This window comes from Nocardia gipuzkoensis, assembly GCF_021183645.1.
Lineage (GTDB): Bacteria > Actinomycetota > Actinomycetes > Mycobacteriales > Mycobacteriaceae > Nocardia > Nocardia abscessus.
In genome coordinates, this window is sequence record NZ_CP089225.1 from 798,012 (window position 1) to 814,043 (window position 16,032).

Sequence of the window (16,032 nt, forward strand, 5' to 3'; positions counted from 1 at the left end):
CCCCGCCACAGCTGGAACTACTGCCCCCGCCGCAACTGGAACTGCTGCCGCCACTACAGCTGGAGCTGCTTCCGCCGCCACAGCTGCTACCGCTTCCGCCGCCGCAACTACTGCCATGGTGGTGATGCCCGCCCCCACCGCCGTGCGGCTGGTCGAACCCGCCGATCAAACCGGCGCCGCCGGCTGCCCAGAACGGGTCTGTGGATCCCCCCTCGTAATATCCTCCGCTCCGATTCCCGCCGCGCCACGGACCATAGGGTGGCGGCGGCAGGAACTGATTGCGCTGCGAGCGGATGACGACGACTACGACGATGATCGGAACCGCCACGAGGAGCAGCACCATCAACAGGATGAAAAGAACGATGAGTGCGCTCATGTCACGACGGTAGCGGCCGATCGGCACGCACGTACAGTGAACTGTGGTGAACTTCAGGTTCCGCAGATCTCCAGCGGGTGAGATCGACCTCGCGGCCGTGCGCGCCGCCGTCGACGCCCTGGAACTGCCCGAGGCCGTCTACAAGACCTGCCCCTGGCAACCACGAGAGCTGGTGGAGAAGGGATTGCGGCAGTGGTTGCTCTGCTGCGGCGCCGCCATGCGCGACGACCAGGTGATCGGCATGCCATCGCACGCGGTGGACGAGGCATGGCACGGATTCATCCTGTGCACCAAGCGCTACGCCGACTTCTGCGCGCGAGCCTACGGCCGCTTCCTGCATCACTTCCCGGAAGGCGCCGGGCCGCCGGTGGACTCGCACGGAACCATGGCCGAGCAACTCGGCCGCACCGTGGTGGCGTGGTCGTTCGTAGCGGCTCCGGGCGAGAAATGCGTGCTCTGGGATCTGGATCGGCGGGTGGGTGTCGAGCACCCGTGGGGCATCGGGCTCGAGCGAGTCGTGGCCGTCGAGGCCGAACTCGCCCGAACCCTCGCCTCCTGAGTCAGGTCAGCTTCACCCGCGCCGCCAGGAACCGCACGACGGCGGGCGCGAGCCGCCCGAAGTGATACTGCAGGTGGGCCTCCGGCGTCACCGGCACGATGCTGCGATTGCGCTGCAGGGCGCGCACGATCTGCTCGGCCACCTTCTCCGGGCCGTAACGCCGCATCCGGTACAGGTTGTCGTAACGCTCCTGTTTGCGCTTCTCCTCCTCCGCGCTGACGCCGGAGAACCGGGTGCGCGCCACGATATTGGTGTGCACGATGCCCGGGCAGATCGTGTGCACCGAGATTCCGCGAGCGGCCAGTTCGGCGCGCACGCAGTCGGAGAACATGAACACCGCCGACTTGCTGGTGGAATACGCGCTGAATCCTTGCTGCGGACTGTAGGCCGCCATGCTGGAGAGGTTCACGATGTGCCCGCCGAGGCCACGCTCGGCCATGGCGGGCCCGAAGGCACGGCAGCCGTTCACCACGCCCCCGAGATTGATTCGCAGCACCCGGTCGAAGTCGGCCGCCGAGGTCTCGAAGAAGGCACCGGCCTGGCCGATCCCGGCGTTGTTGATCAGGATGTCGGGGACGCCGTGGTTGTCCAGCACCGTCGCGGCGTGCGCCTGCATCTCGCCTTCCTCGGCGACGTCGAGTTGATAGGCGTGCGCCACGCCGTGTCCGGCGGTGATCAGCTCGGCGGTCTCCTTCGCCGCTGCGAGATCAATGTCGGAGAGCACGATCTCGGCGCCGCGGCGAGCCAGGGCGAGCGCGGTGGCACGGCCGATGCCGCTGCCACCACCCGTGATGACGACCAGCTGATCATCGAACGGCCTTGCGGCCCGGCCTGTTTCGGCCCGGCGCAAGGTCCGGGGCGGCGCCGCGCCGCCCAGCGTGTCGATCAGTTCCGTGGTCGCGGTGGCCAGCAGCTCCGGATGCGAAAACGGCATCCAGTGCCCGGCGGGCACATCCCGCCGCCACAGCCGCTCGGTCCACCGGTGTTCGTCGTCGAACCCCGCGGGACGTACGGCGACGTCACGGCCCGCGACGATCAGCTGCACCGGCACCTCGGTGTGCCGCTCACGTGGCGCGAGCATGCGCTGCACGATGTTCGCGCGGTAGATCAGCAAGCCGTCGACGAGGTCGGCGCGGAAACTCGGGCCCAGACGCACGTTCGACGGCGCGGTCTCGTTCATGATCGAGACGACCCGCCGCCAGATGCGTTCGGTACCGATCAGGCCGAAGGCGGCGCGCGGCAGCGCGGGGGTCATGAAGAAGAAGGTGTACGCCGACGACAGCAACTGCGTGAACGGCTGCCATATGTTGCGCGGCGTCGGACGCGAGAGCCGGTTGCGAATCCACTTGCCGATGTGGTCCAGGTTCGGCCCCGACACCGAGGTGAACGACGCGACCCGGGTGGCCGCACGCGGCTCGCACACCGCTTCCCATACCTGCACCGAACCCCAGTCGTGCGCGAGCACGTGCACGGGCCGGTCGGGGCTCACGGCGTCCGCGACGGCGTAGAAATCCGCGGCCAGGCGGTCGAGCCGGAAGTCTTCGGTGCGCCGGGTGCGGGTGGAGCGCCCGTGCCCGCGGGTGTCGTAGGCGACCACATGGAACCGGCGAGCCAGCAGCGGCACCACCGCGTCCCAGAGGTGGTGGGTATCGGGCCAGCCGTGCACCAGCACGACGGTTTCCGCGGCGGGATCACCGTATTCGTAGACGGCGAGGTCGAATTCGCCGCTGCACACGGTGCGTTCGACCGCGGGGAGCGGTTCGGTAGTGGTCATCGGGTTTCTCCTTGACTGACCGTGGTCGGGTCACAGATCGAGCACGAGTCGCCCACCGTCGGCGCGCGAGACGCAGACGAGCATCTCGCCCGCCTCGTGTTCGGCGGCGGTGAGCACGGTGTCGCGGTGGTCGGGTTCGCCTGCCAGCACCCGGATCTTGCACGTGCGGCAGAAGCCCTGCCTGCACGAGTACGGGCGGTCGGGCCGGGCCTGGAGGATCGTGTCGAGCGCGCTGCGGTCCGCAGCGACCTCGAGAACCTCCCCGGTGGAGGCGAATTGGATCTCGAACGGCTTGCCGTTCACGATCGGCGGCGGCGAGAACCGTTCGGAATGCAATTCCACATAGGGCATTTCGCGCACGGTTTCGGCGATGATGGTGATCATCGGCACCGGGCCGCAGCAGTAGACCGCGGTGTCGGGGCCGACGCCGGGCAGCAGGGCGGCGGCGTCGGGAAGCCCCTGCTCGTCGTCGGTGCGTACGACGACGCGGTCGCCGAATCCCGCGATCTCCTCGAGGAACGGCAAGGTGTCGCGGCTGCGCCCGGTGTACACCATCGTCCACTCGATCCCGAGCCGGTGCGCCAACCGCGCCATCGGCAGGATCGGCGTGATTCCGATGCCGCCCGCGACGAAATGCAAACGCGCGGCCGGGGATCCGTGGCCGGGCACGGCGAACGGAAACGCGTTACGCGGCCCGCGTACCACGATCGGCGACCCCACCGGGAGAGCCTCGTGCGCCTCCACGGAACCACCGCCGCCTTCCGGGATGCGGCGCACCGCCACCCGGTAGGCCCGAACGTCCGCGGGGTCGCCGCACAGCGAGTACTGCCGCAGCCGGCCGGAGGGCAGCTCGAGGTCGAGGTGGGCGCCGGGACGCCAGGGCGGCAGCACGCGCCCGTCCGGCGCGGCCAGTACCAGGCTCACCACGTCCTGGTCGCGCGCCTCGATCCGCCGCTCGGTGACCACCAACGCGAGCCGCCGATCGTCCACCCTCGGACGTGGATCGCGCCGGTTGACCAGGGTGGTCCAGCGCAGTCGCGCCGAGGCCACCGCGTCGAGCACCCGCACGGCGCGGTCGCGATCACGCTTGCCGAACAGGTCCGCGGGAAGCCGGTCGGGAACGGGCAGCCTCACGAGGCGATCGCCTGCGCTGCCGGGGATTTGGCCAGGTAGGCCACCGCCTGCGCGGTGGAGCCGACCGTCTCCGGGTTGTAGCCCGGTTTGAAGGTGCTCAGCGCGCTCCACAGCAGCGAGGGGACCCCGGGCAACGCGCCGCGCCACATGGCGCCGAAGACTCGCGCGAGCAACCGGGGATAGTCGAGGTCGGGCAGGTCGCGGTCCTGATGGACCATGAACTTGGTGCCGCGCACCACCAAGGTCAGGAAGATCGGGAACACCAGCAGCATCAGCCCCGCCCGCCGCACGTATCCGGCGCCGAAATAGACCGCCACGTCGTGCGCGACGTGGCGGTGCTCGACTTCCTCCGCCCCGTGCCAGCGGAACAGGTCCGCCATGCGCGGGTCGGCGCCGAACCGCTCCAGATCCGCGTTGAGCACCCAGTCGCCGAGGTAGGCGAAGAAGTGCTCGAGGCACGCGATGAAGGCCAGTCGCTCGATCATCACCTGCCGCTCGGCGACGCCTTCGACATCCCTCGGCCCGAGTGTCCGGCGGAACAGGTACTCGGCCTGTCGCAGGTAGGGCTCCGGATCGATGCCGTGCACGGCGAGCACGTCGCGCAGCACTCTGTCGTGCGTCTCGGCGTGCATCGATTCCTGACCGATGAACCCGAGCATCGCCTCGCGCAGCTTCTCGTCCCGCACGTACGGCAGCGCCTCGGCATACGCGGCGCAGAACATGCGCTCGCCCTCGGGCAGAAGCAGATTCAGCGAATTGATCAGGTGCGAGGCGATGGGCTCGGCGGGCATCCAGTGCAGCGGCGTGCCCGCCCAGTCGAATCGCACGTTGCGGGCGTGCAGCGCCACGGCGCCAGGGTCCGTATCGGGCCGACGCCCGGCCCTGCGAAGTAGCTTCATCGATACTCCTCGATCCTCGCTCGCCGCCATCGCGCGCGATTCCTACATGTCCGTAGCAAGGACTATACACATATGTAGAACTTTCAGTAACACACAAAAGCGGCACCCGGCGCTGTACGGTGACACGACTTCGCGACAGTCGTCACACCGGCCGTTTCCGGCACAAAACTAGAACGCGTTCTAGTAGGCTTTTGCTATGGAACGATTGACCGGATTGGATGCCAGCTTTCTCTACCTCGAAACCGGGACCCAGCATCTGCACGTCTGCGCGCTGCTGATCCTCGACCCGTCGTCGGGTGACTACTCGTTCGAGGGCTTCAAGGCCGAACTAGCCCGGCGACTTCCCCTGATTCCGCAGATGCGCCGCCGCGTGTACGAGGTGCCGCTCAACCTCGACCACCCCGTCTGGGTGGAGGACGAGAATTTCGACCTCGACTATCACGTCCGCCGCATCGCGATCGCGGCGCCGGCCGGGCGCCGCGAACTCGCCGAACTCGTCGGGGACATCGCCAGCCGTCCCATGGACCGCGACCGCCCGCTGTGGGAGATGTCCGTGGTGGAAGGTCTCGATGACGGGAAGGTCGCGGTGGTCTCCAAATACCACCACGCCGCCGTGGACGGCATCACCGGCGCCAACCTGATGATGCATCTGTGCGACCCGGAGCCGGGCGTCACGAAGACCGTGCCCGAGGACGAGTGGCGCCCCGAGCCCAAACCGAACGACTGGCAGATGCTGGCCGAAGCGGTGGTGAAGTTCCCGGCCAGAGCGGGCATCGTCGGCATGCTGCCGAAGACGGTCGGCGTGGTCGCCGGATTCGCGCAGCGCCGCCGCGAGAACAAGGCGGGCATGGCGATACCGTTCTCCGCGCCCCGCACGCCGTTCAATCTCGCCATCACTCCGCATCGCGCGGTCGCGTTCACCGACGCCGAACTGGACGCCATCAAGGAGATCCGCTCCGCGTTCGGCGTCAAGGTGAACGACGTCGTGCTCACCGTGGTCGCCGGTGCGTTGCGCACCTATCTGGCCGAACGCGACGAATTGCCGGACCGCTCGCTCATCGCGTCGGTTCCGGTGTCGGTACACGAGTCGACCCGGCACACGGCGGGGGTCAACAAGGTGTCCACGCTGTTCGCGCGGCTCGGCACCGACGTCGCCGACCCGGTGCAACGCCTGCGTGAAGTGGCCGAGAACAATCGCGGGGCCAAGGAAGAACACGAAGCGATGGGCGCGGACTTCCTGCAGGACTGGTCGAAATACGCCCCGCCGAACACCTTCCGGCTCGCCGCGCGGATGTACTCCTCGCTCAAATTGGCCGAGATGCACCCGGTGGTGCACAACCTGGTGGTGTCGAACGTGCCCGGCCCTCCGATGCCGCTGTACTTCCTCGGCGTCCGGGTGGACGGGATGTATCCGTTCGGGCCGGTGTTCCACGGCGCGGGCCTGACGGTCACCGTGCTGTCCAACAACGACAAGCTCAACTTCGGCTTCATCGCGTGCAAGGAACTGGTGCCCGATCTCGCGGCGCTCGCCGACGCCGTGCCCGGCGGGGTCGCCGAATTGCTCTCCGCGGCGCGAAAATCGGGCTGAGCGCCGGTTCCCTGTCCGCCACCGCCGCCGGGCAGGACCGCACCATTCAGATCTTCGCGGCGACAGTCTCGCAGGCTTCGAGCAACACGGGCACGAAACGATCGGCCTCCAGCACGCAGGACGCGTGCCCGGCCGCCACCAGGTGCTTGCTCGCTCCCGGGATCATGGTCGCCATCTCCATCTGCCGATAGACCGGAATCGCCCGATCCCGGGTCGTGATCACCACCGCTGTCGGCATCGTCAGGTCCCCTAACCACGCGGTCGCGTCGAAGCGCCCGACTACGGCGAGAACCTGGGTGAGTGCCCACCCGCTGGTGCTGCGGAACTCGTCCAGCGCCCAGCGATCCAATCGCCCCCGGGTCCAGGTGACCTGCGGAAGCTCGGGCAGACGGCCCGCGAGCTTCTCGGCACGACGGTAGGAATACGGCCCCACCGCGGCGGCGAAGACGCCGAACGTCCGGTGAAAAGCGTGCTCGCGCCACTTCTCCCGGAATCGATAGGGTGTCGCGCAGAGCACCAGACCGCTCACCCGGTCCGGATGACGGCGCCCGGCCAGCAGGCTGACGATTCCGCCGAGTGAGAACCCCGCGCACATGGCCCGGTCGACGTGCAGCGCGTCGAGGACCGCCACCACGTCGTCGGCGCAGTCCTCCAGGGTGAAACGCTCGGAGCGGATGCCGCGTCCGTGCCACCGCTGGTCGAACAGGATCACCCGGTACCGCTGGGCCAGCGCCGCCAGCGACGGGAACCAGGTGAGGTAGGCGGTGCAGGCAGTGGCGTGCAGGAGCACCAGCGCGGGTGCGTGCTCCGGTCCCGGAATGTCGACCACATAGGTCCGGCCCCGCCCCGGCAGATCGACCAGGCGGCCGCCGGGCACCTCGGCGATGTCCGGCACCCGGAACCGTCCGCCGAACCGCGTCACGCTTCGGCCGGAGTTCGTCATGGCGCACCTCCCGAGCGGTCACATCGGGGACATGATTAGAACGCGTTCTATACGATCATGGCACAGCCGCACACCGGGCGGGCGCGCGGTCGTCCCGGCGATGCGGACCAGCCTGCCCGGCACCGTTCCGTTCGATGGTCAGCGCGACCGCCTCGACATTCGCGCACCGCCCGTCCGGGAGGCGCTATCCGGAAGGCACCGAGGCGAAGGTTCGTGCCGTAGCCGTTCCGGGCTCGCGCGACAGAGCCGGACAGGTGCCGCGACCGCCCACCTACTTGCCGGACACAGCGACACCGGCGACCGCCGAGCGCCCGCCTGGGTTAGTGTCGCGAGACGCGCCCACACCGGCGTGTTTCTGCAACATGTTACAGACGACGTTCGAGAGACGGAGGTTCCCGGATGGGGCGGTTGACCGGCAAGGTGGCGTTGATCAGCGGCGGAGCGCGCGGCATGGGCGCGGCGCACGCCAGGGCGCTGGTTGCCGAGGACGCGCGGGTGGTGCTGGGCGACGTGCTCGACGACGAGGGCGCCGCGGTCGCCGCGGAACTCGGCGACAACGCCGTCTACGTGCACCTCGACGTGCGCGAGCCGGACGACTGGCGCAACGCCGTCGGCGAGGCGGTGGAGCGGTTCGGCTCGCTGAGCGTGCTGGTGAACAACGCGGGCATCGCGAACGGCAACCTGCTCGTCGCGTTCGAGCTGGCCGAATGGCAGCGGATCATCGACATCAACCTGACCGGCACGTTCCTCGGCATGCAGGCCGCGACGCCCGCGATGATCGAGGCCGGCGGCGGGTCGATCATCAACATCTCCTCCGTCGAGGGCATGCGCGGCAGCCCCGGACTGCACGGCTACACGGCCACCAAGTTCGCCGTGCGCGGGCTCACCAAGTCCACCGCGCTCGAGCTGGCGCAGTACAGGATCCGGGTCAATTCCGTGCACCCTGGCCTGATCCGGACCCCGATGACGGAGAACATCCCGGAGGACTTCCTGCAGATCCCGCTCGGCCGCGCCGCCGACCCGGCCGAGGTCTCCGCCCTGGTGACGTTCCTGGCCAGCGACGAGTCGTCGTACTCCACCGGCGCCGAATTCGTCATCGACGGCGGCCTGACCGTGGGCATTCCGCACAAGAGTTTCGGCAGCTGAGTCAGCCGCGGGTGGCGAGCAGGGCCAGTGGCGGCAGCGACACCAGCGCGACGCACGCGATCACGGTGCTCCATTTGTAGGCCACCAGGAGCGCGGCGAATTCGCGCAGGAACGCGCTCGGCAGGTAGTAGAAGGCGGTCCCGGCGCCGGTCACCTCGGCGTCGAGATCGAGGCGACGCGCCAGGATCGCCGTGCGCAGAATATGGAAATTGCTGGTCACCAGCACCATTCGGGTCGTCGGGCCGCGCTCGCCGAGCAGCCGCTTGGTGAACAGCAGATTTTCCTCGGTGGTGCCCGATCGGTCCTCCAGGATCACGTGGTCGTCGGGCACACCGTGCTCGATCAGGTAATCCGCCATCGCCGCCGCCTCGGAGACCTCCTCGTCGGATCCTTTACCGCCACTGGCGATCAGCAGCGGGGCGCGTCCGCCCTCGGCTTCGCCGCGATAGACCTCGATCGCCCGATCCAGGCGCGCCGCCAACAGCGGCGGCACGTCGCCGTCGACCAACCCGGCGCCGTGCACGACGATCGCATCCATCCCGGGACGGTAGGGCAGCAAGCCGTAGCACAGCGAATACACCAGGAATGCCGCGAACAGGAACCCGATGTAGCTGATCGCCATCGTCAACGATGCCAGAAGGACCACGAACCAGAGGTTTTCGGTGTGCAAGGCGAGGGCGAGCACGACATACGGCACCAGCAGCGCGATGCCGAGTCCGAGCGGCAGTAGATTCGGAAGACGCCAGCCCTCCCGGCGTACCAACTGCGTGCCGTTCGCGATCGACAACCCGGCCAGCACCAGCACCACCAGCGGCGACAAGAGCACGAGCAGCGGGGCGAGCACCACCGGCAGATCACCGTCGGCGACCAGGCCGACCACCCACGCGCCGACGAACGCCGTCCCGAGTAGCAGATACACGCCGTGCCCCAACCGCCTGCGGTCCCTGCGGAATCGCACTCCGAACACACCGAGCAGGATCACGCCGACGACCAGCAGAAGCACCGGGTCACGGTAACCGACCGGTGGGCGGCGCGCCCGGCCGTCACCCGGCGGCGCGGCTACCTCGGCCTTTTCCGATCGTCCCCTAAAGTGTGCAGGTCCGGGCATCGGCCGCAGGCGACCGGTATCCGCAGTATTCGACTTCAGCAGACCAGCGTTTCGGAACAACACGTCGTGACGAATGGGAGTCGACGAAAGCCATGCTTCGATTGGTCATCGCTACCGCCGCGGCCGCGCTCTGTCTGATCACACCGCAGGGTCTGATCACCCCGCAGGCCGCGGCGCAGCCGATCTATCCCGAACCTGATCCCGACCCGTTCTACGCCACTCCGGCCGACCTGGACCGCACCGCGCCGGGCGACGTCCTCGCGGTACGGCCGATGCCGGGACTCCTCGCGTTCCCCGGCGCGACGGTCACGATGATCAAGTTCCGCTCGACGAACTCGGCGGGCGAGCCGATCGCGGCCACGACCACCGTGCTGACGCCGCAGAACCCCGCCCCGGGTGGGCCGCTGCTGTCCTATCAGCACATCATCAACGCACTCGGCACCCAGTGCGCGGTCTCCCGCGTGCTCTACACCAGCGACCCCAACTTGGCGGTGCGCGAAGCACCCGCACTCAACGGGCTGCTGCTGCGCGGCTGGTCGGTCGCTCTGCCAGATCATCTCGGGCCCACCAGCGCCTACGGTGCGGCGAAGCTCGGCGGCATGATCACCCTGGACGGCATCCGCGCCGCACGGCGGGTGACAGAACTGGGACTGGCCGACAGCCGTGTCGCCATGCTCGGCTACTCCGGCGGCGGCATGGCGACCACCTGGGCGGCCGCGCTGGCGCCGACCTACGCGCCGGAACTGCCGATCATCGGCGCCGCCGCAGGCGGGGTGCCGATGAACCTGGTCAAAATGATCGAGGGCCTCGGCTATGCGCCGCACGCCGCATTCGGCCTCGCCTTCGCCGCCGCCATCGGGCTGGAGCGGGAGTACCCGGCGCGGCTGCCGGTGAGCGACAACCTGAACTCGGCCGGGTTGTCGTTCCGCGACCGGATCGCCGACAGTTGCACCAACGAGATCCTGCTGGCAGGCGCGGGCCGCGGCATCGTGGACGTCGCGGCCTCGAATTCGCTCGCCGAGGACGAGCGCGCACGCGGCGTGCTCGAGGAGAACAGCCTGGAACTCTACGAGGGCATTCCGACCGCGCCGCTCTACCAGTGGCGCGCGGAGCACGACGCTCTGATACCGGTGGAGTCGATCGACGCGACGGTGCGGCGATACTGCCAGGCGGGGGTGCCGGTCCAATACGAGAAGTTCGTGAGCCCGGACCATTTGTCCACCGCGGTGCTCGGGATACCGTCGGCGCTCGGATGGTTGGAGGCTCGGTTCAATGGTGTGCCTGCGCCGAGTACTTGCTGAGTGGGCTCGATTCGGAGGGCGGGCTGTCCACCCATCGAGTGTGCTGTGCGGTTGGTGAACCGCCGCGGCGGAAATCCATCCTTCTACCAACCGACGATCTCGTCATCGCCGCCGACGGCATCGACTCCCTTGTACGACAGCGCATCGAACCCGGGCGCATCCCTGAATACGCCGGTCAGATCGTCTTCTACGGCCGCACCGAGCAGCCACAAGCATTGCGCACCAAAAGCACGGTGCTGCATTTCGACGGACGAATCGGCGAAGACGGCCGCCCGACCGGCGCGTTCGGCCACTTCTGGGACGAAACGATTTCCGTCTGGTTCGCCCGGGTCACCCGCCCGCCCCTTCCCCCGGAGAGCATCGGATTCCATCCGGTGGCGCAGTGGGCCGAACTCATTCGTACTGTCGCCCCGGGAATCTCCGACGTCGTAGATCTTCTGCTCGCGCAGACGCAGACGGTGCACATCTCGAACGCCCGCAATGTGCCTTTCGCCGCCGCTGCTCCCCCACGGCTCCCGGTAATCCTCTGTGGCGACGCCGATCACGCCATCACGCCTGCCGAAGGAGTCGGCGCGCGCGACGCGATCGAGGACGCGGCAGCCATATTTCGAGCCTTGACCGCGGGCTCCTCGCCCGCGGAGGCGATGGCGGCCCGGCGGCGGCAGATCGCCGCCGACCGGGAACGGGTTGTTCCACCCTACCGCCGCACCGGGAACTAGGCGTCCTTGCTGCTCTCGTACGCGCTCTGTCGCGCCTCATCGAGGTCGGCCTCCGAACGCGCCTTCGCCGCCTCGGCTTCCTTCTGCGCCGCCTCCCGCTGGGATTCGGCCTTGTCCTGCTGCGCGCGACCCTCTTTCTTCAGGTCTTCGTCACCGGTGATGACGCCAGCGGTTTCCTTGGCCTTGCCCTTGATGTCCTCGACGACACCCTCGACAGCTTCCCGTGGTCCGCTCTGATGCTCCGGCATCACATACCTCCCAATCAGTAGTCGGCTGACACCCGCCGCATACCCGGGCCAGGAAGGATCAATCACCCTGTGACCGTCGCCACCGGCGATTCACAGGGGCTTTTCGCGTCCCCTCCAGAACGCGCGGGCGTACACATTCGCACCGCTACCGAAGAATTGGCGAGTTTCCGTGAGGACGTGTCGTAAATGCCACTGGGAGACGCTCGTTCGACTGGATAGTTTCGGAATCCGGAAGCGCCCACCGAACGAGGAGTCACCCAATGATGACCTACATCGCACCAGTGCTGATCGGCCTGCTGTACGCGCTGGCGATGTCCCTCATCCCCGAACCACAGCGCCGCCGATTCAACGCCATCATGGTCGCCGGCGCAGGCGCCGCATACCTCAGCGGCGGCGGCTTCGGCGGATGGGAATTCGCCTTCACCGCCGTCACCACCTACTGCGCGTACCGTGGCCTCGAATCCTGGACCTTCATCGGCATCGCCTGGCTCCTGCACACCGCTTGGGACCTGCTCCACCACTTCAAAGGCAACCCGATCATCCCGTTCGCCCACGACTCGTCCCTGGGCTGTGCGATCTGCGATCCGGTGATCGCGGTGTGGTGTCTCTACGGAGGACGGTCGTTGCTCCATGTCCGTCGCAGTGCAGTCGTATCCTGAGTCGGTTGTGCCGCGCGTCGGACGCCGCGAAACGGCTATCAGCGCGGCTTCCGCGCTCGGACCATGAGCACCGAGTTGGAACCTCAATCCCAGGGAGCAGGACCGGTCCCGGAATTCCATGCGGCCAGCGCGCGGTTGTCGACGAGTCGGATGCCGTTCCGGGCGGCTGTTGCACGAGCCGGCGCGGTGAATGACGCCGTCGCGACCAGGGCAGCGATATCGAATTGGTGCCAGGTCATCAATCCGCCGACCAGTTGCTGCATCTCTTTGTCCCCGACCCGGCGTGTGATGTTGTACCGCTTGGCCTGCAGGATCAATCTGCGCCCGTCCGGAGTCAACGCCACAACATCAGCGCCGTGGTCCCCCGAGCCGCCAGAGACCTCCACCTGGCGGCAACCACTGTCGCGACACAGCGAAGCCAACGCGTGCTCGAACTGCTTGTCGTTCATGCTGTGGAACGGCAGCACGGCGCGTAGACGCTTGTCCTCGAGTTCCTGACGCCGTCGGATGCGCGACTTCCACATCACCGCCACGGCTCCGGCCGCCGCAACGAGCCCTACGATCGCCGCGATCACCACCACGAGGTTGTCTCTCGCGAATCGCACCGCCGGGGCCAGAACCACGAACCCGGCGATTCCGAACATCAGCGGCAGAGCCACATTGTCGGAGTGGCGACGCCGTCTTGCCATGTCTCCCCCTGCTCGACAGTGCCGATCGATTGGCAGCGAACAGAACCGTAGCGCAACCGACCGACAACTTTGACCGTGAAAGTTCGTCACTGCCAGAGCATCACGGCTTCAGGACGTCTGTGAGGTTCGCTGTTCCTCGCGCATCCAGAGCAGTCGTCAACTACAGTCCCAGCCTTGGGCCCGGATCACCTCTGATCGCACTATCGCTTAGGAGTCGATGCGTCGTGGTCGCTGCGCAGGAGACCAGTCTGCAGAAAATCCTCGAGGGCACCTCGCAATATCTGGTTCCGCTGTATCAGCGGCCGTACCAGTGGGGTCCGGACAACTTCAAAGAGCTGTGGCGAGACGTCACCCAGCTGGCGGAAGACCGAACCGATGACATCGACACAACTCACTTCATCGGTTCGGTGGTACTGGCACCGGTGCCAGGCGGTGTCGCAGGATCGATCATGCGGTACCTCGTCGTCGACGGTCAGCAGCGTCTGACAACATTGACCTTGCTGCTCGCTGCGATTCGTGATCACCTGCGCGAACTCGACAGCAATACGCGCCGCGATACCGATCGAATTCATAACCAGCTGCTGACCAACCAGTACGAGGACGATCCGTATCGCCTGAAGCTTCTTCCGACTCAGGCCGATCGAGAGTCCTACGCTGCAGTGATCGACGCTTTGCCAACGGCTGGCGGCGACGACAACATCGGTGCGGCCTACCGGTTCTTCCGGGCCCGCTTGGCCGAGCCAGTCGATCCAGACGCATCATACGATGCGGTGCAGATCGCTCACGCTGTTACCTCAGGTCTGTCGGTGGTATCCATCAGCACCCACGCAGGCGACAACGTTCACCGAATCTTTCAGTCCCTCAACAACACCGGACTCAAACTCACACAGGGCGATCTGCTGCGGAACTACCTCTTCATGCGGCTGCCTACGCGCAGCGACGAGGTCTACCGCATCCACTGGTTGCCGTTGCAGAATGCCTTGGTCGACAACGATCGAATCGAGACACTTTTCTGGCTCGACCTCCTGCACGCCAAGCCGCAGGTCAAACAGACCCAGACCTTCGCAGGCCAGCAGGCTCGCTTGGATAGGCTCACCACGGAAGACGAAATCGTTGCCGAGATCGAACGCATCGCTCGTCTCGGCCGCCTGTACCGACTGATGCTTCACCCGGCAGAGGAGACCGATCCTGCCGTGCGAGAGCGCCTTACTCGTCTGGCCGAGTGGGACTCCACCACCCCTGCACCGCTCGTGCTGCATCTGTTGGTGCTCCGCGACCGCGGCGACGCCACCTCCGAGCAAGTCGTTGGGGCACTGCTCTACATCGAATCGCTGCTGGTGCGTCGTTTCCTCGTCGGTCGAGCCACCCAGGGCCTGAACCGGTTGTTCCCCGCCGCGGTCCAAGAACTCGACGCCTCGCTTCCGGTCGATGAGGCACTGCACCGCTACCTGTCCGAAGGGCGCAAACACTACGCCACCGACGAAATCCTCACAGAGGCGATCTTGACTTCGCCTCTCTACACGACGGGGCGTGCCGCACAGCGAAAAACCATAATGGTATGGATCGAGCAACTGTTCGCCTCCAGAGAACCAGTGGCTACGGAGTCGCTGACCATCGAACATGTGATGCCACGGACCTTGTCACCACAATGGCGACAGGAGTTGGGTGCGGCCTACGGCGCAGAGAACGTCGATGACCTCCACGATCAGTTGGTGCACACGCTGGGAAATCTCACGTTGACCGGATACAACGTCAATCTCAGCAACCACCAGTTCGACCGCAAGCGCGAGACCTTGCAGGCCAGCAGCATCCGGATGAATCAGGAGATCTCGCGGCACTCAGCCTGGGGGCCGAAACAGATCGAACAGCGCGGTCGCGAACTCGCTCAGCGAATCATTACCGCGTGGCCGGGCCCCGTTGCCGGGGGGCACGGCAGCACGGATGACAACCCGCTGTGGGAGTCGCTGAACCGTCTGCTGGTGCTGCTGCCTGCCGGACATTGGACCACGTATGGAGATCTTGCGAAGGTTCTCGGCACCGCCGCTCAGCCACTAGGTAATCGCTTGGCGACGGTGTCTGCGCCCAATGCGCATCGTGTCCTGAATGCGCAGGGAGAAATATCGGCGGCTTTCCGGTGGCTAGAGGTCGATCGGACCGACAACCCCCGGCAGATCCTCCAACATGAAGGCGTCCGGTTCACCACAGCGACTCGCGCCGACCCATCCCAACGCCTGACGATCGAGGACCTCGAACGCTTGCGGTCCGCGGCTGAGGACGACACAGATCTGACGGGTTAGCCATGTTCGGACACAAATCCGGCCCCTGACCTTGCAGGAGTATCTGCTGGTCAGAGGCCGTTTTATGCTCCCCCATCTGGACTCGAACCAGAAACCTGCCGATTAACAGTCGGCTGCTCTGCCAATTGAGCTATAGGGGATTGCCCTTGGCTCGTCCGGTTGGTATCGGGCGGGCCGAGGAGAAACTTTAGCGTATCGCTGGGCGGGAGCCCAAATCGCGCCGCTACCTGCTGACTTGTCGGTGGGGACGGGTGGCTCGCTACCGGGTAGCCGGATCGACAGGCGTGTGGGGCGTCGGGCAGGATGGGGGCGGCGAACTGGCAACTGGGAGGAGCACATCGAGATGCTGCGGTTGATCATCGGCGTGGCGGCCGGCTACGTACTCGGCAGCAAGGCCGGGCGGGCTCGCTACGAACAGATCAGCGCCGCGACGCGCGCGCTGACCGAGAGCCCGGTGACCCGCAAGCTCGTGCTCGTCGGGAGGCAGAAACTAGCGGACAAGCTGAGCACCCGCCCCCGCCTGGAGCCGATGGAGCCGCTGGACGAGCGGACCACCGTCCTGGTCCCGCACGACCAGCTCCGCCGCTGACCT

16 protein-coding genes and 1 tRNA gene are annotated in these 16,032 nt (G+C 66.8%); 9 read left to right on the forward strand and 8 right to left on the reverse strand.

All coding sequences use genetic code 11. From position 1 onward, the window contains the following. The first annotated feature begins 115 nt into the window (after window positions 1–115). The gene (locus LTT66_RS03700; RefSeq protein WP_233063785.1) at window positions 116–457 is read left to right on the forward strand and encodes a hypothetical protein; all 342 of its coding nucleotides are present in this window, start codon (window positions 116–118) and stop codon (window positions 455–457) included. Continuing rightward, a complete protein-coding gene (locus LTT66_RS03705; protein ID WP_408638741.1) occupies window positions 423–935 on the forward strand; it encodes a glycine-rich domain-containing protein in 513 nt (170 codons plus the stop codon). Before LTT66_RS03700 ends, LTT66_RS03705 begins: the two co-directional genes overlap by 35 nt. A gap of 1 nt (window position 936) precedes the next feature. On the opposite strand, the gene LTT66_RS03710 is transcribed toward LTT66_RS03705, so the two are convergent. The 3 genes from LTT66_RS03710 to LTT66_RS03720 are packed head-to-tail and all read right to left on the reverse strand — an operon-like array spanning window position 937 to window position 4,742. Then, a complete protein-coding gene (locus LTT66_RS03710) occupies window positions 937–2,709 on the reverse strand; it encodes an SDR family oxidoreductase (protein WP_233063788.1) in 1,773 nt (590 codons plus the stop codon). A 30-nt stretch (window positions 2,710–2,739) separates the two neighbouring features. After that, window positions 2,740–3,837 (reverse strand): PDR/VanB family oxidoreductase, encoded by a 1,098-nt coding sequence (locus LTT66_RS03715; RefSeq protein ID WP_233068980.1) that lies wholly within the window; start codon window positions 3,835–3,837, stop codon window positions 2,740–2,742. A gap of 2 nt (window positions 3,838–3,839) precedes the next feature. Next, on the reverse strand, window positions 3,840–4,742 hold the full coding sequence (locus LTT66_RS03720) for a metal-dependent hydrolase (RefSeq protein ID WP_233063790.1): 903 nt from the start codon (window positions 4,740–4,742) through the stop codon (window positions 3,840–3,842). A gap of 196 nt (window positions 4,743–4,938) precedes the next feature. Between LTT66_RS03720 and LTT66_RS03725 the strand changes: the two genes are divergently transcribed. After that, the gene (locus LTT66_RS03725; protein WP_233063792.1) at window positions 4,939–6,330 is read left to right on the forward strand and encodes a WS/DGAT/MGAT family O-acyltransferase; all 1,392 of its coding nucleotides are present in this window, start codon (window positions 4,939–4,941) and stop codon (window positions 6,328–6,330) included. Between the two features lie 46 nt (window positions 6,331–6,376). Here the strand turns inward: LTT66_RS03725 and LTT66_RS03730 are convergent, their stop codons facing one another. Continuing rightward, entirely contained in the window at window positions 6,377–7,273 is an 897-nt protein-coding gene (locus tag LTT66_RS03730; RefSeq protein WP_233063795.1) for an alpha/beta fold hydrolase, read from the reverse strand. A 399-nt stretch (window positions 7,274–7,672) separates the two neighbouring features. Between LTT66_RS03730 and LTT66_RS03735 the strand changes: the two genes are divergently transcribed. Continuing rightward, window positions 7,673–8,419 carry a glucose 1-dehydrogenase gene (locus LTT66_RS03735; RefSeq protein ID WP_195098055.1) on the forward strand — a complete coding sequence of 249 codons (747 nt, stop codon included), beginning with the start codon at window positions 7,673–7,675 and terminating at the stop codon, window positions 8,417–8,419. A gap of 1 nt (window position 8,420) precedes the next feature. Here LTT66_RS03735 and LTT66_RS03740 read toward each other — a convergent pair whose 3' ends face one another. After that, a complete protein-coding gene (locus LTT66_RS03740; protein WP_233063797.1) occupies window positions 8,421–9,527 on the reverse strand; it encodes a YdcF family protein in 1,107 nt (368 codons plus the stop codon). A 92-nt stretch (window positions 9,528–9,619) separates the two neighbouring features. Here LTT66_RS03740 and LTT66_RS03745 point away from each other — a divergent pair, with 92 nt between their 5' ends. Further along, window positions 9,620–10,828 carry a lipase family protein gene (locus LTT66_RS03745; RefSeq protein WP_233063800.1) on the forward strand — a complete coding sequence of 403 codons (1,209 nt, stop codon included), beginning with the start codon at window positions 9,620–9,622 and terminating at the stop codon, window positions 10,826–10,828. Further along, the gene (locus tag LTT66_RS03750) at window positions 10,822–11,547 is read left to right on the forward strand and encodes a Rossmann-fold NAD(P)-binding domain-containing protein (protein WP_233063803.1); all 726 of its coding nucleotides are present in this window, start codon (window positions 10,822–10,824) and stop codon (window positions 11,545–11,547) included. The genes LTT66_RS03745 and LTT66_RS03750 overlap by 7 nt, the downstream gene beginning before the upstream one ends. Here the strand turns inward: LTT66_RS03750 and mbp1 are convergent. Further along, window positions 11,544–11,795, reverse strand: coding sequence for a microaggregate-binding protein 1 (gene mbp1 / locus LTT66_RS03755; RefSeq protein WP_043722032.1), 252 nt, complete (start codon window positions 11,793–11,795; stop codon window positions 11,544–11,546). The two genes, LTT66_RS03750 and mbp1, sit on opposite strands and share 4 nt — an antisense overlap. Window positions 11,796–12,055: 260 nt before the next feature. On the opposite strand from mbp1, the gene LTT66_RS03760 reads away from it, so the two are divergent. Beyond that, window positions 12,056–12,454 (forward strand): DUF6010 family protein, encoded by a 399-nt coding sequence (locus LTT66_RS03760; RefSeq protein WP_233063806.1) that lies wholly within the window; start codon window positions 12,056–12,058, stop codon window positions 12,452–12,454. Between the two features lie 83 nt (window positions 12,455–12,537). Here the strand turns inward: LTT66_RS03760 and LTT66_RS03765 are convergent, their stop codons facing one another. Further along, a complete protein-coding gene (locus tag LTT66_RS03765) occupies window positions 12,538–13,113 on the reverse strand; it encodes a restriction endonuclease (protein ID WP_233063808.1) in 576 nt (191 codons plus the stop codon). 254 nt (window positions 13,114–13,367) lie between these two features. On the opposite strand from LTT66_RS03765, the gene LTT66_RS03770 reads away from it, so the two are divergent. Continuing rightward, window positions 13,368–15,440 (forward strand): GmrSD restriction endonuclease domain-containing protein, encoded by a 2,073-nt coding sequence (locus LTT66_RS03770; protein WP_233063810.1) that lies wholly within the window; start codon window positions 13,368–13,370, stop codon window positions 15,438–15,440. A 67-nt stretch (window positions 15,441–15,507) separates the two neighbouring features. On the opposite strand, the gene LTT66_RS03775 is transcribed toward LTT66_RS03770, so the two are convergent. Further along, window positions 15,508–15,580, reverse strand: a tRNA-Asn gene (locus LTT66_RS03775). A gap of 203 nt (window positions 15,581–15,783) precedes the next feature. On the opposite strand from LTT66_RS03775, the gene LTT66_RS03780 reads away from it, so the two are divergent. Then, window positions 15,784–16,029 carry a hypothetical protein gene (locus LTT66_RS03780; RefSeq protein WP_043688781.1) on the forward strand — a complete coding sequence of 82 codons (246 nt, stop codon included), beginning with the start codon at window positions 15,784–15,786 and terminating at the stop codon, window positions 16,027–16,029. Window positions 16,030–16,032: the final 3 nt, after the last annotated feature.